At 58.2% G+C, this 20,590-nt stretch carries 22 protein-coding genes, 2 tRNA genes, 1 rRNA gene and 1 other annotated feature (1 of these 26 running past the window's edge); of the genes, 1 reads left to right on the top strand and 24 read right to left on the bottom strand.

From position 1 onward, the window contains the following. Positions 1-70: 70 nt before the first annotated feature. The 18 genes from AXF19_RS08540 to rpsB all read right to left on the bottom strand — a co-directional run bounded on the left by AXF19_RS08540 (position 71) and on the right by rpsB (position 16,197). Positions 71-1,189 (bottom strand): ABC transporter ATP-binding protein, encoded by a 1,119-nt coding sequence (locus AXF19_RS08540; RefSeq protein ID WP_066847662.1) that lies wholly within the window; start codon positions 1,187-1,189, stop codon positions 71-73. 452 nt (positions 1,190-1,641) lie between these two features. Further along, the gene (locus tag AXF19_RS08535; RefSeq protein ID WP_066847659.1) at positions 1,642-2,874 is read right to left on the bottom strand and encodes a methionine gamma-lyase family protein; all 1,233 of its coding nucleotides are present in this window, start codon (positions 2,872-2,874) and stop codon (positions 1,642-1,644) included. 18 nt (positions 2,875-2,892) lie between these two features. Then, positions 2,893-3,585 (bottom strand): hypothetical protein, encoded by a 693-nt coding sequence (locus AXF19_RS08530; protein ID WP_066847656.1) that lies wholly within the window; start codon positions 3,583-3,585, stop codon positions 2,893-2,895. Between the two features lie 12 nt (positions 3,586-3,597). Further along, positions 3,598-4,173 carry an orotate phosphoribosyltransferase gene (gene pyrE / locus AXF19_RS08525; protein WP_066847653.1) on the bottom strand — a complete coding sequence of 192 codons (576 nt, stop codon included), beginning with the start codon at positions 4,171-4,173 and terminating at the stop codon, positions 3,598-3,600. Further along, entirely contained in the window at positions 4,173-4,886 is a 714-nt protein-coding gene (gene pyrF, locus AXF19_RS08520) for an orotidine-5'-phosphate decarboxylase (protein WP_066847651.1), read from the bottom strand. The genes pyrE and pyrF overlap by 1 nt, the downstream gene beginning before the upstream one ends. A gap of 4 nt (positions 4,887-4,890) precedes the next feature. Then, positions 4,891-5,808, bottom strand: coding sequence for a phenylacetate--CoA ligase (locus tag AXF19_RS08515; RefSeq protein WP_066847647.1), 918 nt, complete (start codon positions 5,806-5,808; stop codon positions 4,891-4,893). Further along, positions 5,805-6,593: a CheR family methyltransferase gene (locus AXF19_RS08510; RefSeq protein WP_066847644.1), complete on the bottom strand. Its 789-nt coding sequence runs from the start codon at positions 6,591-6,593 to the stop codon at positions 5,805-5,807. The genes AXF19_RS08515 and AXF19_RS08510 overlap by 4 nt, the downstream gene beginning before the upstream one ends. Before the next feature lie 29 nt (positions 6,594-6,622). Then, positions 6,623-7,069: an Hsp20 family protein gene (locus tag AXF19_RS08505; protein ID WP_066847641.1), complete on the bottom strand. Its 447-nt coding sequence runs from the start codon at positions 7,067-7,069 to the stop codon at positions 6,623-6,625. A gap of 273 nt (positions 7,070-7,342) precedes the next feature. Continuing rightward, complete coding sequence (locus AXF19_RS08500) at positions 7,343-9,055, bottom strand: proline--tRNA ligase (RefSeq protein ID WP_066847638.1); 1,713 nt, start codon at positions 9,053-9,055, stop codon at positions 7,343-7,345. Continuing rightward, positions 9,052-10,131 (bottom strand): flavodoxin-dependent (E)-4-hydroxy-3-methylbut-2-enyl-diphosphate synthase, encoded by a 1,080-nt coding sequence (gene ispG, locus AXF19_RS08495; RefSeq protein ID WP_066847635.1) that lies wholly within the window; start codon positions 10,129-10,131, stop codon positions 9,052-9,054. Before ispG ends, AXF19_RS08500 begins: the two co-directional genes overlap by 4 nt. A gap of 8 nt (positions 10,132-10,139) precedes the next feature. After that, positions 10,140-11,180 carry an RIP metalloprotease RseP gene (gene rseP, locus AXF19_RS08490; RefSeq protein WP_066847632.1) on the bottom strand — a complete coding sequence of 347 codons (1,041 nt, stop codon included), beginning with the start codon at positions 11,178-11,180 and terminating at the stop codon, positions 10,140-10,142. 24 nt (positions 11,181-11,204) lie between these two features. Then, on the bottom strand, positions 11,205-12,026 hold the full coding sequence (locus AXF19_RS08485) for a phosphatidate cytidylyltransferase (protein WP_066847629.1): 822 nt from the start codon (positions 12,024-12,026) through the stop codon (positions 11,205-11,207). 14 nt (positions 12,027-12,040) lie between these two features. Continuing rightward, positions 12,041-12,832, bottom strand: a complete 792-nt coding sequence (locus AXF19_RS08480; protein ID WP_066850157.1) for an isoprenyl transferase — start codon at positions 12,830-12,832, stop codon at positions 12,041-12,043. Positions 12,833-12,904: 72 nt separating this feature from the next. Beyond that, positions 12,905-13,123 carry a hypothetical protein gene (locus tag AXF19_RS08475; protein WP_237141555.1) on the bottom strand — a complete coding sequence of 73 codons (219 nt, stop codon included), beginning with the start codon at positions 13,121-13,123 and terminating at the stop codon, positions 12,905-12,907. Positions 13,124-13,137: 14 nt separating this feature from the next. Further along, positions 13,138-13,695: a ribosome recycling factor gene (gene frr, locus AXF19_RS08470; RefSeq protein WP_066847624.1), complete on the bottom strand. Its 558-nt coding sequence runs from the start codon at positions 13,693-13,695 to the stop codon at positions 13,138-13,140. Then, entirely contained in the window at positions 13,692-14,417 is a 726-nt protein-coding gene (gene pyrH, locus AXF19_RS08465; protein WP_066847621.1) for a UMP kinase, read from the bottom strand. The genes frr and pyrH overlap by 4 nt, the downstream gene beginning before the upstream one ends. Before the next feature lie 133 nt (positions 14,418-14,550). Beyond that, a complete protein-coding gene (gene tsf, locus AXF19_RS08460) occupies positions 14,551-15,417 on the bottom strand; it encodes a translation elongation factor Ts (protein ID WP_066847618.1) in 867 nt (288 codons plus the stop codon). Positions 15,418-15,486: 69 nt separating this feature from the next. Further along, on the bottom strand, positions 15,487-16,197 hold the full coding sequence (gene rpsB / locus AXF19_RS08455; protein ID WP_066847615.1) for a 30S ribosomal protein S2: 711 nt from the start codon (positions 16,195-16,197) through the stop codon (positions 15,487-15,489). A 111-nt stretch (positions 16,198-16,308) separates the two neighbouring features. Here rpsB and AXF19_RS15375 point away from each other — a divergent pair, with 111 nt between their 5' ends. Next, a complete protein-coding gene (locus AXF19_RS15375) occupies positions 16,309-16,476 on the top strand; it encodes a secretion protein HlyD (protein WP_237141554.1) in 168 nt (55 codons plus the stop codon). Positions 16,477-16,567: 91 nt separating this feature from the next. Here AXF19_RS15375 and AXF19_RS08450 read toward each other — a convergent pair whose 3' ends face one another. The 6 genes from AXF19_RS08450 to rrf all read right to left on the bottom strand — a co-directional run bounded on the left by AXF19_RS08450 (position 16,568) and on the right by rrf (position 20,253). Further along, entirely contained in the window at positions 16,568-17,107 is a 540-nt protein-coding gene (locus AXF19_RS08450; protein WP_066847612.1) for a cell division protein SepF, read from the bottom strand. Positions 17,108-17,276: 169 nt separating this feature from the next. Beyond that, complete coding sequence (gene typA, locus AXF19_RS08445; RefSeq protein WP_066847609.1) at positions 17,277-19,094, bottom strand: translational GTPase TypA; 1,818 nt, start codon at positions 19,092-19,094, stop codon at positions 17,277-17,279. 153 nt (positions 19,095-19,247) lie between these two features. Next, positions 19,248-19,805: a coenzyme F(420) biosynthesis enzyme gene (locus AXF19_RS08440; protein ID WP_066847606.1), complete on the bottom strand. Its 558-nt coding sequence runs from the start codon at positions 19,803-19,805 to the stop codon at positions 19,248-19,250. A 127-nt stretch (positions 19,806-19,932) separates the two neighbouring features. Next, positions 19,933-20,008 (bottom strand) — tRNA-Trp (locus AXF19_RS08435). A 1-nt stretch (position 20,009) separates the two neighbouring features. Next, a tRNA-His gene (locus AXF19_RS08430) sits at positions 20,010-20,085 on the bottom strand. A 51-nt stretch (positions 20,086-20,136) separates the two neighbouring features. Beyond that, a 5S ribosomal RNA gene (gene rrf, locus AXF19_RS08425) occupies positions 20,137-20,253 on the bottom strand. A 66-nt stretch (positions 20,254-20,319) separates the two neighbouring features. After that, positions 20,320-20,590: a sequence feature (mutual gap in cmsearch alignment for this rRNA model is longer than 100), on the bottom strand (it continues 2,769 nt past the right edge of the window).

The following is a 20,590-nucleotide window of genomic DNA, read 5'->3' as shown; positions in this document are numbered from 1 at the left end:
CAGGAAGAGCCCAAAGACCGCAATGGAGAGGAGCGTGATCCCCGTCCAAAAATCAAAGCGCAGACTGCCTTTATTCATAGCGCACCACATCCTTCAGGATATTGCGCGAGCCGTCCGCCGTAAAGATGTTGACCTTGCGCGCGTTCGGGCGCAGATGCACCGTGTCCCCGACCTCGAGCTGCTGCGTCGCGTGGCCGAGATCCTGCGAGAATTCGAGTGATGCCTGATTGGGCAGGATCATCTCGCTGTCAAAGTCCAGACTGTAGTTGATGTATTTGCCGAGGAAGACCTTCGTCCGCACCTTGCACGGCAGACCGTCCTCCTGAATCGACAGCTCCTCGGGACGCACGGAGATGACGATCTCCATCCCGTCCTCTGCCTCCGCACCGAGGTTCTCCATCGGCATCTCAAAGCCGCTGCGGAAGACCACGCTCGCCGCCCCGCCCGACTTCGTTACGCGTCCATAGAACAGGTTCGAATGTCCGATAAAGGTCGAGACAAAGATATTCCACGGGCGTTCATAGATCGTCTGCGGCTGTGCCGTCTGCTGGATCTCGCCCTTGTTCATGACGGCAATGCGGTCAGAGATGGAGAGCGCCTCCTCCTGATCATGCGTGACATAGACCGTCGTGATTCCGACCTTCTTCTGTACCTCGCGGATCGCGGAACGCATCTCGATGCGCAGCTTCGCGTCGAGGTTCGAGAGAGGTTCGTCCATCAGAAGCACGCTCGGATGAATGACGATGGCACGCGCAAGCGCCACGCGCTGCTGCTGTCCGCCCGAGAGGCGTTCGGGGAGCCGATCCTGATAGTCCGCAATCTGCACGACATCGAGGATGCGATCGACCTTTTCTTTCATCTCCCCCTTTGGCACATCGCGCAGCTTCAGCCCGTACTCCACGTTCTGACGCACCGTCAGATGTGGGAAGATCGCATAGCTCTGGAACACCATGCCGATGTTGCGCTTGTGTGCAGGGATGTCGTTGATCCGCTGCTCATTGAAGAGGATGTCGCCGCCCTCAATGCTGTTGAACCCCGCAATCATGCGCAGCAGCGTCGTCTTGCCGCAGCCCGACGGGCCGAGCAGTGTGAAGAACTCTCCGTTGCGGATGTGCTCCGTAATCCCTGGAATGATCGTGAGATCGCCGTATTTCTTGACAGCGTTCTCGATATGAATCGCTACGCTCATACTGTCTCCTCCAAATTTCTTTGTTTCGGATAGCATCGAATCCTTTCGCTTTCTATTCGTCTGATTATTTACAGTATACAAAAAGAATGCGCAAATGAATATCCTCAAATCTGCAAAAATATCCGAAAAACTGAACTCACACAAAATAAAACCTCCCATTACAGGAACGATCCTGCAACGAGAGGTTTCGAGTCTTTCATATTGATGTTATGGAAATTTTTACGTGCAAAGGAAATATGATCTATCCGTGCGATGCTCCTAAGCAAACCATAGTGGAGCAAGCGGAGAAAAGCGTTCGACTCGCCCCCTGCGGATTTCTTTCGTTCAAGCGAAGCGCGTTTAAGAAGTCCGCAGGTATTTAGGCGAACGAGAACGCGACCGCTTGCGCAACTAAGTGTTTGCGTGGAGTTCGCACGGATGAGCAGTGAACTCCAAAATATTTGATCCTATCATCAAAGGATTGCTTCCGCCGCCGCCATCACGCCGAGCGCCGCGTGCTCAAACGTCAGCCCGCCCTGCAGATAGATGCAGTACGGCTCACGCATGGGACCGTCTGCACTCAGCTCGATCGACGCGCCCTGCACGAACGTCCCCGCCGCCATGATGATCTGATCGGCATAGCCCGGCATATCCCACGGCTCGGGCGCGGCGAACGAATCCACGGGCGACATCGCCTGAATCGCACGCGCGAACGCCTTCATCCGCTCCGCATCCCCAAGCACAATCGCCTGTATGATGTCGCTGCGCGCATCTGTAAAGCGCGGGAACGTGCGGCAGCCCAGCCCCTCGAAGATTCCTGCGGCAAAGACTGCGCCCTTGAGCGCCTGCGCCACGACGTGCGGCGCGAGGAAAAGCCCCTGAAAGAGCAGACGGTTCGAGATGAGACTCGCACCGAGCTCGTCCCCCATCCCGGGCGCCGTGAGACGATAGGACGCCGCCTCCACGAGGTCGCTGCGCCCCACGATATAGCCGCCCGTCGGCGCAAGCCCGCCGCCCGGATTCTTGATGAGCGAGCCCGCCATGATGTCCACATCCGCAATCTCCGTCGGCTCGACGGTATCGACAAACTCCCCGTAGCAGTTGTCCACGAACACAATGCAGTTCGGATTTGCCGCCTTGATGCGCGCGCTGACCACGCGGATGTCCTCGATGCTGAGCGGCTCACGCTCGCTGTAGCCGCGCGAGCGCTGCACAAGCGCGAGCTTCGTCCGCACCGTCACAACGCGGTCGACGCCCTCCATATCCACGCGCCCACCCTGCATCGGCAGCTCGTCGTAGAGTACGCCGAACTCCTTGAGCGAGCCGACGCTCTCATGCGCCCAGCCGATCACCGTCTGCATTGTATCGTAGGGTGCGCCCGTGATCGAGACAAGCTGATCGCCGGGGCGCAGGATGCCGAAGAGCACCGTTGCAAGCGCGTGCGTTCCCGAGACGAACTGCATGCGCACAAGCGCCCGCTCCGCGCCAAAGACGCGTGCATAGAGCTCATCTAGCTTCTCGCGCCCGAGGTCGCTGTATGCATAGCCTGCGCTCACACCAAAATGCGCGTCCGAGACGCGGCATGCACGCATGGCATCCAGTACCTTCCGCGTGTTGTACTCTGCGACCTCATCCATGCGCGCAAACGCCTCCCGTGCACGCGCGACAACATCCTCCCGCAGTGCTTTCAGCTCATCCCTCTGCACATGCTCCTCGCTTTCCTGTCACACATTCTGCTCCGCATCCGCCTCTGCCGCCGCCCTGCGCAGATAGCGCACGAGGCTCAGCTTCAGACGCTGCTCCAATTCCTCGAGATCTGCCGCGTCAAAGTCATAGCTGACATACGGCATCCCCGCCGCATGATACTCGCCGAAGAACTCATTTCGATAGCAGTTGTAGTAGATGCCCACATCATTTGCCCGCGCAAAGTCCACATAGTCGATGATGAGGAAAGAGCCGTTCGTCATCTGCGCGGGCGCCGAGGGACGAACGAAGAGCCCGTACCCCTCCAGATGTTCGGGCAGTTCCTGCCCATATTCCCACGTGGCAATCTCCTCGCGCACGGACAGCAGTTCCTGCGTCGCCAGCGCATCCGCGTGCAGCTCCGCCATCACACGCGGCAGATATCGCTGAAGCTCCCGCCCGAATGTCTCCAAATCTCCGTGAATAAACGACGGCAGGGCAAAGCTCACCACGCCGATCTCGACGCGCAGCTTGTACGATGTCGTTGCCGCATCGTAGAAACCGACAACGGCGCGGTGCGCATCCGTGCGGTCATAGCGAAAAAAATCATACTGCGCCTCGTGCTTCGCGCGATCTTTTGAGAGCAGATAACCGTCGATCTCGGTGGGCAGCTCCTCGAGCACCGTCCACGCGGCAAGCGCTTCGTCTATTTTCTCAGTAAATTCCTCAGCCATCGGATCTGTCTCTTACTTGCCCGTGCGCCCGCGCTTCGTCATGGGAACCCCCTTGGCGCAGAGCGGACAGGTATCGGGGCTGTACGTCTCCACATCCATCGTGAGGAGCGCCGTGCTCGGCACATCGCCAAAGTTCGCCTTGCCGCCGCTGCGGTCGACGAGCATGGAGACCGCCACGGGAACAGCGCCCGCCGCCTTCACCACCTCGATGACCTCCTTGATCGAGCCGCCTGTCGTCACAATGTCCTCGACGATGAGCACGCGCTCGCCCTCACGCAGGGAGAAGCCACGCCGGAACGTCATCTTCCCGTCCACGCGCTCCGTAAAGATCGCGCGTGTCCCAAGTGACTTGCCCGTCTCATGCGCGAGCAGGATGCCGCCCGTCACAGGGCCGACCACCGTCTCAATCTCGGCGTCTTTGAACTTCTCCGCCATCGCCGCGCAGAGCTGCGCCGTGTATGCGGGGTGCTGGAGCACATTGAATTTCTCCACATAGTGTGGGCTGTGCAGCCCCGAGGTCAGCAAAAAATGCCCGTCCATAATCGCGCCCGTCTTCACGAGCAGCGTGCGTACTTCCTCCTGCGTCATCATATGCCCTCCATCTTCTTCAAAATCCCCTTTGCCGCTGCGCGCGGATCTTTCGCCGCGTAGATGGCACGCCCCACGACAATCTGCGAAGCCCCTGCGCGGATCGCACCCGCCGGCGTCATCACGCGCCGCTGATCGTCATGCGAAACGCCCGCAGGACGAATCCCCGGCGTCACAATGAGGAAATCATCACCACAGATGCGGCGAATCTCCGCCGTCTCTGCAGGGGATGCAACCACACCGTCAAGTCCTGCCTCCTGCGCGAGACGTGCGCGCCGCAAAACCGCATCTGCAATCGTCCCCGTGTGCCCGAGCCCCGCCCAGTCGTCCGCATCCATGCTCGTGAGCACGGTGACGCCGATCAGCTTCGGACAGGGCACACCCGCTTTGTCCGCCGCCCGCTGCAGCGACTCACGCGCCTCTCTCATCATCCGCAGCCCGCCCGCCGTATGCACATTCAGGATATCGGGACGAAGGTGTAGCAGTGAGGACAGACCATTGCCGACCGTATTGGGAATGTCGTGGAGTTTCAGATCGAGAAAGACCTGCTTTCCCTCGCCCTTCAACCACGTGACAATATCCCCGCCAAGCGCATAGAAGAGTTCCATGCCCACCTTGTAGTAACTCACGCTGTCGCCGAGACGCGCGACGAGGTTCTCTGCCGCCGCCCGCGTCGGCACATCGAGCGCCGCAATCAACCGTTCATCTGCCATTATTTCACCCCTCCGTGATCAGGAGCTGTACGCTCCCACAGCCGCATTGCCCTCGTGCAAGACGCACGCGCACCCCCGTGCGATACCGCAGGGCAGGCATCGCCTCCGCCGCAATCGTCGAGAGCACGAGCTCGCCATACGCACCGTCTGCCCGCGAGCTATGCCCCGCCTCGTCAATGACCTCGGCATAGAACAGCCTCTCCTCGAGATGAATTCCCGCCCCCGCATTACAGGCGGCACCGATCAGCGCACCCATCTGCGCGTGCGTGAAGATATGCGTGTGCCGCGCGCCCATGCGGTCTGCAAGACTGCACGAAACCTCCTGCGGCGCAACGTGCGTGCCGACTGTAATCAATCGGTGCACAGCGATATCCCCAAGACATTTTTCAAGCGTGGGCAGTTCATGCTCCCATGTGATGATGGTGTCGGGCACAGCTGCCCGCAGCAGCTGCGCTGCTGCCGCTCCTCCGGCGCACGGCAGGACTGCCGCCCCGATTGCATCAAGCGCATATTGCAGATCGAGTGTCCGACTGTCCGTAAAGTTTCCCACGAGCAGCACCGTATTCGCGCGATTCACGCCGCACGCGGCAAGCATATCCGTCACGGTCTGTACCTGACGCGCCACATCACCCTGCGTATAGCAGTGAATTCTGCCCGGCTCCACGCCGTCGTGCAGCAGACTCATGCGCAGCAGGCCTGAGAGCGGCAGCGTGAGCATGAAAAAAGGGGCGTCCGCCCCCTCTTCCTCTGCATGCTCCCAAAACGGCAGACGCGCCATCTCCGCAAATGACGAGACGGATGCAACACTGACGCCCGCACGTTCAAACGCAGAGCGATAGAACGCTGTCTTTTCCTCCGCCCACTTGATCTGACGCAGGAGAAGCGAGAGCCGCTGCTCCTCTGTGAGCATCGTGCCCGTCATGACTCAAGCGGCCGCTGATAGAAGAACGGCTGGAAGCTCGTATAGCCCATCTTGCGGAAGTTCAGAATCGACTCCGTTGCCCCGACGAAGAGAATGCCGCCCGGCTTCAGAGCCTCGAAGAAATGACGATAGAGCTGATCCTTCGCCTCATCCGTAAAGTAGATGACGACGTTGCGGCAGAGAATCAGATCGAAGCCTGTCTCGAACTTGTCCTGCAGGAGATTGTGACGCTTGAACTCGATCATGCTCTTGATCTCGGACTTCACGGCAAAGTGATCGCCATCCGCATCGAAATACTTGCGGCGGCGCTCGGGCGCCATGCTCTTGATCTCATCCGCCGTATAGACGCCGCGCTTTGCCTTTGCCAGAATCTCGATGTCGAGGTCGGAGGCGAGAATGCGGTGCCGCGTCCCCGGCGTCATCTCCTTCATGATGATCGCGAGCGAATATGGCTCCGCGCCGATGGAACAGCCCGCGCTCCAGATATTCAGCTTCGACGAGCGTTTCAGCAGATCGGGGATGACATCCGTCTCGAGCTTGCTGAACTTCTCCGGCGTGCGGAAGAACTCCGACACGTTGATTGTCAGATACTCGATGAATGCGGCAAAATCATCCTTGTTCTCACAGACATGATCGAAATACTCCTCACAGCCCTTGTAACCCGCGCGCGTGATCAAATTGTTGATTCGGCGCTTCATCTGCGGCTCTTTATAGAGGTCGAGATCGATCTCCGTCTTTGCCTTGAGCTTCTGTTTGAACTGCTCCCAGTCGCGATCTTCGGTCATAAATTCCCCTCCGAACATACTTCCCTGATTTACTGAATCGTAAAGACGCGGCAAGACTTCTTTACCTCGAGCTTCGGCAGGATCACATGGAGAATCCCCGCCTCATAGGATACGGATACCTCCGCCTCATCCACATCGTCGATGAGGAAGGAACGCTCGACAACACCCGCCTTGCGCTCGTGGCAGAGATACTTCGTCTCGGATTCCTCCGGCACAACGCGCTCCGCCTTGATCTTGAGGCGTCCGTCTTCATTGTAGGAGACCTCGATGGCGTCCTTCGTAAAGCCGGGGAGTTCTGCGAACAGCTCGTAGCAGTTCTCGCAATCGATCACGTCGACGCGGAACGGGAAGAGCATGCCGCCCACCTTGTCGAACGGATTAAAGGAATGCTCCATCACGGTTTCAAGCGCCTTCCCCAGAATCTCCTGCCCCTTCTCCGCATTCTCTCTCAGATTGAACGGCAATGGACGAAACATAGTGACCACCTCCAACGATGTTATATCTACGATTTTAGGAAGCACTGATAAATTCAGCCGCGCCATCTTGACGCATCTTTTTTGCCCGAACTTTGTCGGCAAATCCTCCACATAGCGTTGGCTATGCGTCCGGTTTGCCTCCTTGTTCGGACGAAAAAATCTACGCCAATCTGACGAACTTCATTTTATCAGCGATTCCTTTATTATAGCAATAACACGCCCGCTTTTCAATACGCGCACAAAAAAGGACGGCGCACAGCACCGCCCTCCATATCACAGCGTCGCAAGCATATCCTGTACGCCCTTCAGATATGTGTCGCGCGCAAAGTTCACGAGTTCGCCCGACTTGCGCAGCTTCACCTCGATGCTGCCGGTCTCGAGTGTCTTCGGTCCTATGGCGATGCGCACGGGGTAACCGATCAGATCGCAGTCGTTGAACTTCACGCCCGCGCGTTCGCGGCGGTCGTCGAGCAGCACGTCGACACCTGCCGCTCGCAGCTCCTCATAGATCTCCTCAGCATAGCGGAGCTGCTCGTCCACCTTTGCGTTGACCGCCACGACGACAACCTCGTAGGGCGCAATCGCACGCGGCCATATGATGCCGCTCTCATCGTGATTCTGCTCGATTGCCGCCGCCATCGTACGCCCGACGCCGATGCCGTAGCAGCCCATCTGCAGGGGCTGCGACTTGCCCGTCTCATCGAGGAAGGTTGCGCCCATCGCCGCGCTGTACTTCGTGCCGAGCGCGAAGATCTGCCCTGCCTCGATGCCGCGCCCGATGTGGAGATGTCCGTGCTCGCAGACGGGGCATTCATCGCCTTCCTCCACGAGGCGGATGTCCGCCACCGTCACCGCGCCAAAGTCGCGCTGCGGATTGACGTTGATATAGTGGAAGTCCGCCTCGTTCGCACCGGAGACAGCATTGTGCATCCGCATCGCCGTCTCGTCAACGACAATATGCGTGCCCTCCTTGATGCCGATCGGACTCATAAAGCCGGGGCAGCCGCCCGCCGCCCGAATCGCCTCCTCGTCCGCCATGCGCAGCTCGCGTGCGCCCGGAACGGCGTTCATGAGTTTCACCTCGTTGACCTCGTGGTCGCCGCGCAGGAAGGCGAGAATCAGGGTATCGTCCTCCGACTGATAGGCGACCGCCTTGATTGTCTTTTCGACGGGAATCTTGAGATACTCCGCGAGCAGAGCAATCGTGTGCGTACCGGGCGTTGCCACCTTCTCGAGCGGCAGCTCCTCCTCGTGGGGCGCGTCGATCGGACGCAGTGCCGCCTTCTCATCGCTTGCCGCATAGCTGCACGCATCGCAGCACGCAATGCGCGACTCGCCCTCGGGCGCGAGTACGGTGAACTCCTCGGAGTGTCCGCCGCCGATTGCGCCGCTGTCCGCCTCCACCGCGCGGAAGTCGAGCCCGCAGCGCGTGAATACATTTGTGTACGCATCGTACATCTTGCGGTAGGACTCATTCATCCCCTCGATGTCCTTGTCGAAGGAGTAGAGATCCTTCATGATGAACTCGCGGCTGCGCATGACACCAAAGCGTGGGCGGCGCTCGTCGCGGAACTTATCCTGAATCTGATAGAGGAGCACGGGCAGCTGCTTGTAGGAACGCAGCTCGTCGCGCACAAGCGCCGTAATCATCTCCTCATGCGTCGGGCCCATGCAGAACTCGCGGTCATGACGATCCTTCACGCGGATCATCTCCGCACCGTACGCAGCCCAGCGCCCGCTCTCCTCCCAGAGCTCGGACGGCTGGAGGATCGGCATCATGATTTCCTGTCCGCCCGCTGCGTCCATCTCCTCGCGGATGATCTGCTCGATCTTGCGGATCGTCCGCCACGCGAGCGGCAGATAGGTATACATCCCGCCCGCAGACTTGCGGATCAGACCCGCGCGGTACATGAGCTGATGACTGGCGATCTCCGCCTCCGCAGGCGTATTTCTGAGTGTGGGCGCATACAGATTCGTGGCTCTCATGACGTTTTGCGTTCCTCCAGTATCATATCAATCTCCCGAAACAGTTCGGGCAGCAGTTCTTCTTCCTTCACCTTGCGGATGACCTCGCCCTTGCGGAAAATAAGGCCTTCCCCATTTCCGCCCGCAATGCCGACATCCGCGCCGCGCGCCTCACCCGGGCCGTTGACGACGCAGCCCATGACCGCGACCTCGATCGGATCTTCCATGCCGCGCAGACGCTCCTCAACCTTCTCCGCGATCTCCACGAGGTTGATGCTCGTGCGTCCGCAGGTCGGACAGGCGACGAGCGTCGGACCGTACTCCTTCAGTCCGAGCGCCTTCAAAATTTCATTTGCCGTACGCACCTCGACCACGGGATCGCCCGTGAGCGAGATGCGGATCGTGTCGCCGATTCCCTCGGCGAGCAGCGCGCCGACACCGACCGAGGACTTGATGATCCCCGTGCCCGCCGTGCCCGCCTCCGTGATTCCGAGGTGGAGCGGGTAGTCCACGCGCTCGCTCATGAGACGGTAGGCAGCGAGTGTCAACGGCACATCGTGCGCCTTGAGCGAGATCTTCATATCGTAGAAGTCCAGCTCCTCAAGGACGCGCACATGCTCCATCGCGGACGCAACGAGCGCCTCCGCCGTAATGCCGCCGTATTTCGTCAGCATCTTGTGATCGAGCGATCCGGCGTTGACGCCGATGCGGATGGGGATGCCCCCCTCGCGCGCCGCCGCGACGACCTTCTTGACGCGCTCCGTCCCGCCGATATTGCCGGGGTTGATGCGCAGTGCCGCAACGCCCTGCGCCATCGCCTCGAGCGCGAGCTTGTAGTCAAAGTGGATGTCCGCAACGAGCGGCGTCTTGACCTGCCGCACGATATTGCCGAGGTTCTTCGCCGCCGCCATGTCGGGCACGGCAACGCGCACAATGTCGCAGCCCGCCGCCGCGAGCTCTCTGATCTGCTGTACCGTCGCCTCCGTGTCCGTCGTCTTGGTGTTGCACATCGACTGGACGGAGATCGGCGCCCCGCCTCCGATGGGAATATTTCCAATGTGGATCTGCCGCGTCGCGCGGCGTTCATACATCGCCATAGAGAGGGTCAGCCTCCTGCAAAGATACGAACAACATCATTTTTCATCGCGAGCAGCATGAGCAGAACGATCAGCCCCACGCCCGCATTCTGGACATAGTGCATGACCTTCGGACTCAGCGGCTTGCCGCGCACCGCCTCGACACAGAGCGTGAGGAAATGCCCGCCGTCCAGTGCCGGCACGGGCAGCAGATTGATGATCGCAAGGTTCAGACTGAGGAGCGCCGCAAAGTTCAGCAGCGGCACAATACCCATCTCCGCGACCTCACCCGCCATCTGTGCAACGCCAATCGGCCCCGCGAGCTCCGAACCCGACAGCTCGAGGATAATGCGGTAGAGCGCGTCGATCATCATGACGATGATCATCGCCGTGCGCTCGAACGCCATCGAGACGGATTGGAAGAAGCCGGGGTACGTGCTCTCATAGGCATTCACGATGCCTATGACACCACGGTCATGGGATGCATCGTAATGCGGCGTCACACTCACCGTCAGCTCCTGCCCCGCGCGATCCACCTGCATCGTCAGGGGTACCGTCCCATGATTTGTGCGGATGGCATCCACCATCTCCTGCCACGTCTCAATGGGTTGACCATCGATGGCAAGCACGCGGTCATTCGCCATGAGTCCCGCCTCTGCGGCAGGATTGTCCGCGAGCACCGTACCGAGCACAGGTGCGGGATTCGGCGTCTGCACGCCTGCAAAGAAGAAGATGCCGAAGAAGAGCACAACGGGCAGGATAAAGTTCATCACCGAGCCTGCGAGGATGACGATCATGCGCGAGAGGATCGGTTTGCGGCAGTAGCCGCGCTCCCCTGCCTCATTGTCGTCCGCCGTCATGCCCGCAATGTCGTTGAAGCCGCCAAGCGGTACAATGCGAATCGAATAGACCGTCTCGCCGTAGCGGAAGCTGACGAGGCGCGGTCCGAAGCCGATGGCGAACTCATCCACGCGCATGCCCGTCAGCTTCGCCGTAATGAAATGCCCCAGTTCGTGCACAAAGACGAGCAGACCAAATACAAATACCGTCGCAAGAATTTTTTCTAACATCCAAGCTCCTTTATGATTCCATGCTTATCGAAGCACAAAGTAAATCGTATAGTAGTAGACGAGCGGCGCCGTAAAGAGGACGCTGTCAAAGCGATCCCAGATGCCGCCGTGCCCTGGGATGATTGCGCCCGAGTCCTTGATCCCCGTGTGACGCTTCATGAGCGACTCCACGAGATCGCCGAGCGTGCCGAGGATGGCGATTGCCGCGCCGAGCCCCGCCATCTGCGGCAGGGGCATATCGAGGACATAGCCCAGCCCCGCCACCGCCGCAATCGTGCCGACGAGACCGCCGAGGAAGCCCTCCATCGTCTTGTTCGGACTGATCGCAGGCGCGAGCTTGTGAGAGCCGAACGCGCGCCCCGCAAAATAGGCAAAGCTGTCGCTCGCCCACGTACCGATGAACATGACCCAGACCATCGCCGCGCCGAGGCTGAACGTCTCAATCGGTGTGACATACATGCCGCCCGTGAGATCGCGCAGCATGATGAGATGTGCAAACGGCAGCCCGATGTATGCAATGCCCGCCACGGAAATGCCGACATCCGGCACGGACACATCCCCGCGCAGAATCACGGACGTTAGGAGCGCGAGCACTGTGGACGCCGTCATCGCAAGCAGGATGAGATCCAGCTGTCCCATGTAGGCACCGTAGAGCATGCCGCCGATGCCGAGCAGCCCCGAGAAGAGCGTCGGATTCCCCCCGCGATGCGAGAAGGCACGCGTAAACTCAAACCACGCGAGTAGGGCAAGCACCGCACCCGCAATGGCAAACGTCGTCCCGCCCTCCTGAATCACATAGGCGGCAAGGACAATGCCGATCGTTCCGGATATAATGCGTGTAATCAAAGACTGCCTCCCATTTATTCCTCGGTCAGTCCGCCGAAGCGGCGACTGCGCCCTGCAAAATCCTCAATCGCACGCGCCAGTTCCTCCGGCGTAAAGTCCGGCCAATGCGTATCCGTAAAGTAGAGCTCCGCATATGCCGACTGCCAGAGGAGGAAGTTGCTGAGCCTGAGGTCGCCGCTCGTGCGGATAAAGAGGTCGACAGGCGGGTCACCCGCCGTATCGAGCACATTCGAAAAGAGCTCCTCCTCGATCTCCTCGGGTGCAATCTCCCCCGCCGCTGCCCGCGCAGCAATCGTACGCACGGCGCGCACAATCTCATCCTGACTGCCGTAGTTCGCCGCGAGGTTGAAGTGAATGCCCGTATTCTGCGCCGTGCGTGCCTCTGCCTCCTCCATGCGGCGCAGGAATCGCTCCGTAAAGCGGTCACGGCGGCCTATGAAGCTCATGCGCACATTTTCCGCATGCATCTCTGCGATCTCCTTCTCCAAAAAGGAGTCAAAGAGATTCAGCAGGAAATCAACCTCACGCTGTGGCCGCTTCCAATTCTCCGTAGAGAATGCATAGGCCGTCAGCACCTCGATGCCCATATCCGATGCGGCGCGCACAATGCGCTTGAGCGTACGCGCCCCCGCCTCGTGCCCTGCCGAGCGCGAACGCCCCTGTGCCTTTGCCCATCGTCCGTTTCCGTCCATAACAATCGCAATATGACGCGGCAGCGCTGCATGGTCAACCGCAAGATTGGAAGGAAGATGATCCCCGTCCGGGGTCGGCGCACTCTTCCCGCCGCCAAATATCTTTCTCCACATCGTCTCTCTTCCGTCCTCCTCGCATTCTGCCAAAACACCCCTCCGACAGTCGCCGGAAGGGGCTGTATCCGCTCAGCGGAGTGCTTCCTCACAGGCTGTGACGGAGGCGCTCCGCGCGGGCGCAGGGGTCAATGTAAGCACAGTGTGTCCGCCGCTCTCCTGCGCGCGAACGACATAGAGCGACGTTTCGTCCACGGCAAAGAAATCCCGGGGAGAACGTGTTTCCCGCAAGTCATAGGCGCCCCCATCCGCCTCGATCTGCGGGCGGACATCCGTCCACAGACGCGCCAAACGGTGATCTCCCATCAGATCTCCATGACCTCTTTTTCCTTCGCCGCGCGCATCTCTTCCATCTGCTTGACGAATTTGTCCACGAGCTTCTGCACGGAGTCCTGCCCGCGCTTGGACTCGTCCTCGTTGATCTCCTTGTCCTTCTCGAGCTTCTTGATCGCCTCGTTCGCATCGCGGCGGATGTTGCGCAGGGCGACCTTTGCCTCCTCCGTCTTCTTGCCGACTGTCTTAATGAGCTCCTTGCGGCGCTCCTGCGTCGGCTGCGGAATCGCGAGGCGGATCACCGTGCCGTCCGAGTTCGGCGAGAGACCGAGATCAGACTTCGAGATTGCAATCTCGATCTCGTGCAGGATGGACTTCTCCCACGGCGTAATGACGATCATATGCGGCTCGGGCACCGTCACCTTTGCGAGCTGGTTGACCGAGGTCGGCGTGCCGTAGTACGGCACCATCACCTTATCGAGGAGGTTCGGCGTCGCACGCCCCGCACGCAGGGAGGAGAACTCCCGGCGAAGCGCCTCAATCGCCTTGTTCATATTTGCTTCATGCTTTGTAAGAATTTCCTTGATCATACAGCTTCGCCTCCTACGGTCGTTCCAATCGGCTCTCCAAACGATGCACGTGCGATATTCGCGTATTCGTCGATATTAAATACCACAATGGGAATCTTATTCTCCATACACAGACTCGTCGCCGTCGCATCCATCACCGCCAGCCCCTTCTTGAGGATGTCGATATAGGTCAGCGTCTCAAAGCGGTGCGCATCGGGGTTCTTGTTTGGATCGGAGTCATAGATGCCGTCCGTCCCCTTCTTCGCCATGAGGATCACATCCGCCTCGATCTCCGCCGCGCGCAGCGCTGCCGTCGTATCCGTCGAGAAATATGGATTGCCCGTCCCCGCACCAAAGATCACGACGCGCCCCTTCTCCATGTGGCGGATTGCGCGGCGGCGGATGTACGGCTCGGCGACCTGACGCATCTCGATCGCGCTCTGCACACGCGTATCGACATCCTGCTTCTCGAGCGCGTCCTGCAGCGCGAGCGCATTCATCACCGTCGCCATCATGCCCATATAGTCCGCAGTCGTACGATCCATGCCCTTTGCACTGCCCGCAAGGCCGCGCCAGATATTTCCGCCGCCGACCACGATTGCAACATCAATGCCGTGATCGCGCACCTTCTTGATCTGCGCGGCAATCTCCTCGACAACCGCAGGGTTGATGCCAAATCCCTGATCGCCCGCGAGAGCCTCTCCGCTGAGTTTCAAAACGACACGGCGATATTTCGCTTCCACGATGACTCCTCCTGTCTGTTCTTTGCGTCATTATATCACATTACAGGGAAAAAATCCCCTGTCCGTCTGCAAAAAAGGGGCGCCATGCGAAGCAAAAATATGCCCCGCATAACAGCCCCTTCATTTCATCACATTACTGCATCTGTGCAGCAACCTCCGCAGCGAAATCTTCCTGCTTCTTCTCGATGCCCTCGCCGAGCTGGAAGCGCGTGAACGCCTTGACCTCGACGCCGCCGAGCACAGCCGAGACCTTCTGCTCGGGATCCTTCACGAACTTCTGCTCGAGCAGGCAGACCTCCTCGTAGAACTTGTTGATGCGCCCCTCGACCATCTTCTCGACGATCTTCTCGGGCTTGCCCTCCTCGAGTGCCTGCTTGCGAAGCACTTCCTTCTCATGCTCGATGTCGTCCGCCGTCACGCCGGAGCGGTCGATTGCAAGCGGGGATGCCGCAGCAATCTGCATCGCGATATCCTTGCCGAGCTGCTCATCGCCGCCCGAGAGCTCCACGAGAATGCCAATCTTTCCGCCCATGTGGATGTACGTTGCAACGCGCCCCGCACTCTCATAACGCGCAAAGCGGCGCAGCGAAATCTTCTCGCCAATCGTCGCTGTCGCCTCGGTGATGAGGGAGGCGACATCCTTGCCGTCGAGCTGGCTCGCGTTCAGCGCATCGAGATCGGCGGGATTCGTCTCCGCAATGTGCTTTGCAACCTTTGCGCTCAGCTCACGGAACTGCTCATTGCCCGCTGCGAAATCCGTCTCACAGTTGATCTCAACGATTGCACCGACCTTCGCATCTGCCGTGAGATACGCCGTCACAGCGCCCTCGGCAGCAATGCGACCCGCCTTCTTCTCCGCCTTTGCAATGCCCTTCTCGCGCAGATAGTCGATTGCCTTCTGCATATCGCCGTCCGTCTCCGCGAGCGCCTTCTTGCAGTCCATCATGCCCGCGCCCGTACGCTCACGCAGTTCCTTTACCATTGCAGCAGTGATTGCCATTGTATTTCCTCCCAATGTTTCAAAAAAAGGGGGCAAGGGATAATATCCCTTACCCCTCTGTTCGTTTCCTTACTCAGCCACAGCCGTTTCCGGTGCACCGCCCTGATTGCCCTCGAGCACAGCGTCCGCCATGCAGCCCGTGAGGAGCTTCACCGCACGGATTGCGTCGTCGTTGCCCGGGATCACATAGTCGATCTCGTCCGGATCGCAGTTCGTGTCGACAATCGCAACGATGGGGATGTTCAGCTTGCGTGCCTCAGCAACCGCAATGCGCTCCTTGCGCGGGTCAACCACGAAGAGTGCACCCGGCAGGCGGTTCATATCCTTGATGCCGCCGAGATAGCGCTCGAGCTTCTCCTTCTCGTGACGCAGCCCCTGCGCCTCTTTCTTCGTCAGGAGCTCAAGCGTACCGTTCTCCTCCATCTCCTCAAGCGTCTTGAGGCGGTGGATGCGGCGCTGAATCGTCTGGAAGTTCGTCATCATGCCGCCGAGCCAGCGCTCATTGACATAGAACATATTCGCACGCAGAGCCTCCTCACGGATTGCCTCCTGTGCCTGCTTCTTCGTGCCGATAAAGAGCACGGACTTGCCTTCCTGCGCAACACTGCGGAGGAAGTTGTACGCCTCGTCCACCTTGCGCACCGTCTTCTGCAGATCGATGATGTAGATGCCGTTGCGCTCCGTGAAGATGTAACGCGCCATCTTCGGGTTCCAGCGGCGGGTCTGATGTCCAAAGTGGACGCCTGCCTCCAGAAGCTGCTTCATAGAAATTACTGCCATGAAAAATACCTCCTGTTGTTCTTCCGCGCCCCTCATCCGCTGCACCACCGCACACAGTGCGGCACAGAGCAGCTATCGGGCACGCGTGATTTTTAAGGAATCGCTGATAAAATGAAGTCTGTCAGATTGGTGCAGATTTTTTGTCCTGTCAAGGAGACAAACCGGACACATAGCAAAGGCTATGTGGAGGATTTGTCGACGATGGCAGGGCGAAAAAGATGTGCCAAGATGGCAGTACTGAATTCATCAGTGCTTCCTAAACACTGCGGGATATTATAGCATAAGAAATTCTGCAAGGCAACGCCCCAACGAATTTTTTACAAGAAAAAATGGAGAGCGGCAGCTCTCCATCTGTCAAACAAAAGTATGTTTACTGTGCCTTCGGCACAGCCTCCGTCACATCGACGCCCTTCGGCGCATAGAGGATGATCGTGCTCGACACCACGCGCGCCGTACCGTGCAGCACATAGCACGCGCCGTTCAGGAAGTCGCAGACGCGCCGACGCTCCGGCTCGTTCAGGCAGTCGAAGTTGACCGTCACTGCAATGCCCTGCTTGAGCTGTTTCACCGCAGCGCCCACATCATCATAGCGGCGCGGGCGATGAATGCGCACCTTGAGCTCCGCCACCTTCGTTGTATGCACAGTCAGCGGCGTGCCGCCGTCCCCCGTCGCAGTTGTGCGCGATGCAGAAGAGAACGTGCTATAGGACGTACCCGCATAGGACACGGTACCGCCATTCACGACTTTACGCGTATTCAGCTCCTCGGTACGCTGCTGTATCGCGGGCTGCGCCACAGACTGAACAACCTCTTCCTCGTCCTCATAACTGTCGGCATCAGAAGGAAAAAAAATGTCTACCACGCGCGAGCCCATATCTTTCACGCGTGAAAACAACGAATTTGCACTCATTTGTCTCTTCCTTCCTCATAGATGTAAATTTCAAGAAAATTTGTGATAGCTTCTCATAATAGTAACGGAGTCATACTATCACATTTCTTTCAGAAAAGCAAGGAGAACGAAATAAAAGGAAAACTTCCTGTATGTATTAGGATTTTTCTACTATTCCTTCTGCATTGCTTCATTTGCGTGCATTCTTTGCCGCACGCCCGCGCGCCGTACGATCGAGAATCGCCTTGCGCAGGCGGATGTTCTCGGGTGTCACCTCGACCAGCTCGTCGTCATTGATGTACTCAAGCGCCTGCTCGAGACTCAGAATGCGCGGCGGCGTCAGGCGAATCGCCTCATCCGAGGCGGACGTACGCATATTCGTGACATTCTTCTTCTTGCAGGGATTGATGTCCATGTCGATGTCACGGGAATTTTCGCCCACGATCATCCCCTCATAGACCTGCTGCCCCGGCGAGATGAACATCGTGCCGCGATCCTGCAGGGAGAAAATGCCATAGCCCGTCGTCTCGCCCTGCTCGAACGCCACAAGCGAACCGTGCGTACGGCCGCTCATATCTCCCTTGTACGGCACATAGCCGTGGAAGATATGATTCATGATGCCGTTGCCCTTCGTGTTCGTCAGAAGCTCCGAGCGGAAGCCGATGAGTCCGCGCGCAGGGATAAAGAACTCCATGCGGATATAGCCCGACAGCTCCGTCATATTCGACAGCTCCGCCTTGCGCGTGCCGAGCGACTCCATCACCGAGCCCATGTACTCCTGCGGTACCTCGACCGTCAGATTCTCCATCGGCTCGCATTTCTGCCCGTTGATCGTCTTGTAGACAACCTCGGGCTTTCCGACCTGCAGCTCGTATCCCTCGCGGCGCATCTGCTCGATCAGGATCGAGAGGTGCAGCTCGCCGCGCCCCGAGACCTTGAACACATCCGCCGAATCCGTCTCCTCGACGCGCATCGCGACATTCGTCTCGATCTCCTTGAAGAGGCGGTCACGCAGATGACGCGAGGTCACAAACTGCCCCTCACGCCCCGCAAACGGGCTCGTGTTGACGCCAAACGTCATCGAGAGCGTCGGCTCATCAATGTTGATTGTCGGCAGCGCCTCGGGATTCTCCGCATCTGCCACCGTGTAGCCGATGCTCACATCGCCGAGACCCGTGAGTGCCACAATCTCGCCCATGCCCGCCTCATTCACATCGACACGCCGGAGACCCTGATAGACATAGACCTTGCCGATCTTTGCCTTCGTCTCATGGTCGCCGCTGATCACGACAACGGACTGATTCGGACGCACCGATCCACGGATGATGCGGCCGATTGCGACGCGCCCTACATAGTCATCCGCCTCGAGCGTTGTCACCATCATCTGCAGAGGACCGTCCGCATCGCCCTGCGGCGCCGGAATCTCCTTCACAATCGTCTGCATGAGCGGTTCCAGATTGTCGCTCTCGTCCTCCATCTTGAACTTTGCAACACCGTCGCGCGCCGTCGCATAGATCACGGGGAAGTCCAGCTGATCGTCGTCCGCATCCAGCTCCATAAAGAGCTCGAGCACCTCGTCATAGACATCATCCACACGCTGATCGGGGCGGTCAATCTTGTTGATAACCACAATCGGCTTGAGCTTCTGCTCGAGCGCCTTGCGCAGCACATACTTCGTCTGCGGCATCGGCCCCTCGAACGCATCCACGAGCAGGAGCACACCGTCCACCATGTTGAGGACGCGCTCCACCTCACCGCCGAAGTCCGCATGACCCGGCGTATCGACAATGTTGATCTTGATGTCATCGTAGAGAATCGCCGTATTCTTCGAAAGAATCGTGATTCCGCGCTCACGCTCAATATCGCCCGAGTCCATCACGCGCTCACCCACCTGCTCGTTCGAGCGGAACACGTGACTCTGACGCAGCATCGCATCCACAAGCGTCGTCTTGCCGTGATCGACGTGTGCGATGATTGCAATATTGCGCAGCTTATCATTCGTCGTCATATATTAAATGTGCCTCCCCAAAAGTATCCGTTCCAAAAGATAGCTTGTCTATCTTATTATAGGAATCGTGCTTTGTCAACAAGATTATGAGCAGCTGCTATAATTTGCAAAAGAAAAAAGTCCCCGAACACGCGGGGACTTCGTGCAGCATTATTATTTTACCTTGTTCTGCGCCTCAACCGAACGCTGCCAATTCTTGTAGAACTGTTCAGAGAGGGACGAGAACGTCGCAACCGTATTTCCGTCCGACTTGTTTGCGCGCACCTCATACGTGTAGAGGAGCTCATTCGAACCGGAGCGGTAGACATCGAAGAAGAACGTGGTACGGCTGTTGTTCGCAACCGTCAGGATAATGTATGCATCCGCATAGGCGGCAACATTCTCCTTGAAGATCTTCGCTGCATCGCGGCGTGGGAGGGTCTTCAGATCGATGCCCTTGTCCGTCTGAATGCCATTTGCGACCGTATCATAGGTCACAATATTCGCGTGCGTAATGCGGCTCGCATCCGAAATGACCTGCGTCAGAATCTCGATCGAAGGTGCCGTTTCCTCAACCTGAACATAGAGAGGAGCACCGACCGCCAAGCGGTTGACATTCGTGATGACAGCGCCCTCCGGCAGCGTCACCTTGTCAGAATAGGGGGACGCTCCTGCCTGAACCGCAAAAAGCGTAAGGCACAGAACAAGCGCCATCTGGACGAATCTCTTCATGAATACATCTCCTCCTTAAAACTCTCATTTCACCTTTTGCCATTCTACACCATAATCATATATTTGACAAGAAAAAGGAAATGAGAGCACAAAAAAACCGTATCGTATATGATACGGCTAAAGTCAATGGCAGGGGCAGTAAGACTTGAACTCACAACCTACGGTTTTGGAGACCGTTGCTCTACCAGTTGAGCTATACCCCTATGGGGCGACTTATGGGGATCGAACCCATGTATGCTGGAGCCACAATCCAGTGTGTTAACCACTTCACCAAAGCCGCCATATGAATTTTTTAAAAGAACTCGTGAACCGCGCGATTCACGAGTCCCTTTTGCGGCAACTACCTACTCTCCCACGTCGTCTCCAACGAAGTACCCTCGGCCTTTGAACGCTTAACTACTGTGTTCGGAATGGGAACAGGTGGAACCGCTCAGGCATCATCACCGCATCTTCTTGAGTGTTGTACACTCAAAACTTCACAGAAGAAACTTCAAGCAAATTGAATAATGTAATGTAAGTCAAGCCCTCGACCGATTAGTGCTGGTCAGCTGCACACATTGCTGTGCTTCCACACCCAGCCTATCTACCTTGTCTTCTTCAAGGGGTCTTACTTCCTTATAGGAATGAGATACTTCATCTCGGGACGGGCTTCACGCTTAGATGCTTTCAGCGTTTATCCCTTCCGGACGCAGCTACCCGGCCGTGCCCTTGGCAGGACAACCGGTACACCGTTGGTCCGTCCACTCCGGTCCTCTCGTACTAGGAGCAGCCTCCCTCATGTATCT

Origin of the sequence: Selenomonas sp. oral taxon 126, from assembly GCF_001683335.1 — a bacterium.
Classification (GTDB): domain Bacteria; phylum Bacillota; class Negativicutes; order Selenomonadales; family Selenomonadaceae; genus Centipeda.
This window is presented reverse-complemented; position numbering and strand designations above follow the sequence as displayed.

Excerpts from the sequence above, each read along its gene's own strand:
- AXF19_RS08500 (WP_066847638.1), bottom strand. The coding sequence starts at position 9,055 with ATGAGAGCCACGAATCTGTATGCGCCCACACTCAGAAATACGCCTGCG.
- AXF19_RS08510 (WP_066847644.1), bottom strand. The coding sequence starts at position 6,593 with ATGACCGAAGATCGCGACTGGGAGCAGTTCAAACAGAAGCTCAAGGCA.
- AXF19_RS08530 (WP_066847656.1), bottom strand. The coding sequence starts at position 3,585 with ATGGCTGAGGAATTTACTGAGAAAATAGACGAAGCGCTTGCCGCGTGG.
- AXF19_RS08440 (WP_066847606.1), bottom strand. The coding sequence starts at position 19,805 with ATGAAGAGATTCGTCCAGATGGCGCTTGTTCTGTGCCTTACGCTTTTT.
- AXF19_RS08540 (WP_066847662.1), bottom strand. The coding sequence starts at position 1,189 with ATGAGCGTAGCGATTCATATCGAGAACGCTGTCAAGAAATACGGCGAT.
- ispG (WP_066847635.1), bottom strand. The coding sequence starts at position 10,131 with ATGGCGATGTATGAACGCCGCGCGACGCGGCAGATCCACATTGGAAAT.
- tsf (WP_066847618.1), bottom strand. The coding sequence starts at position 15,417 with ATGGCAATCACTGCTGCAATGGTAAAGGAACTGCGTGAGCGTACGGGC.
- AXF19_RS08450 (WP_066847612.1), bottom strand. The coding sequence starts at position 17,107 with ATGAGTGCAAATTCGTTGTTTTCACGCGTGAAAGATATGGGCTCGCGC.
- AXF19_RS15375 (WP_237141554.1), top strand. The coding sequence starts at position 16,309 with ATGAAGTCTGTCAGATTGGTGCAGATTTTTTGTCCTGTCAAGGAGACA.
- pyrE (WP_066847653.1), bottom strand. The coding sequence starts at position 4,173 with ATGACGCAGGAGGAAGTACGCACGCTGCTCGTGAAGACGGGCGCGATT.
- AXF19_RS08505 (WP_066847641.1), bottom strand. The coding sequence starts at position 7,069 with ATGTTTCGTCCATTGCCGTTCAATCTGAGAGAGAATGCGGAGAAGGGG.
- frr (WP_066847624.1), bottom strand. The coding sequence starts at position 13,695 with ATGATCAAGGAAATTCTTACAAAGCATGAAGCAAATATGAACAAGGCG.
- AXF19_RS08515 (WP_066847647.1), bottom strand. The coding sequence starts at position 5,808 with ATGACGGGCACGATGCTCACAGAGGAGCAGCGGCTCTCGCTTCTCCTG.
- typA (WP_066847609.1), bottom strand. The coding sequence starts at position 19,094 with ATGACGACGAATGATAAGCTGCGCAATATTGCAATCATCGCACACGTC.
- pyrF (WP_066847651.1), bottom strand. The coding sequence starts at position 4,886 with ATGGCAGATGAACGGTTGATTGCGGCGCTCGATGTGCCGACGCGGGCG.
- AXF19_RS08480 (WP_066850157.1), bottom strand. The coding sequence starts at position 12,832 with ATGTGGAGAAAGATATTTGGCGGCGGGAAGAGTGCGCCGACCCCGGAC.
- rpsB (WP_066847615.1), bottom strand. The coding sequence starts at position 16,197 with ATGGCAGTAATTTCTATGAAGCAGCTTCTGGAGGCAGGCGTCCACTTT.
- rseP (WP_066847632.1), bottom strand. The coding sequence starts at position 11,180 with ATGTTAGAAAAAATTCTTGCGACGGTATTTGTATTTGGTCTGCTCGTC.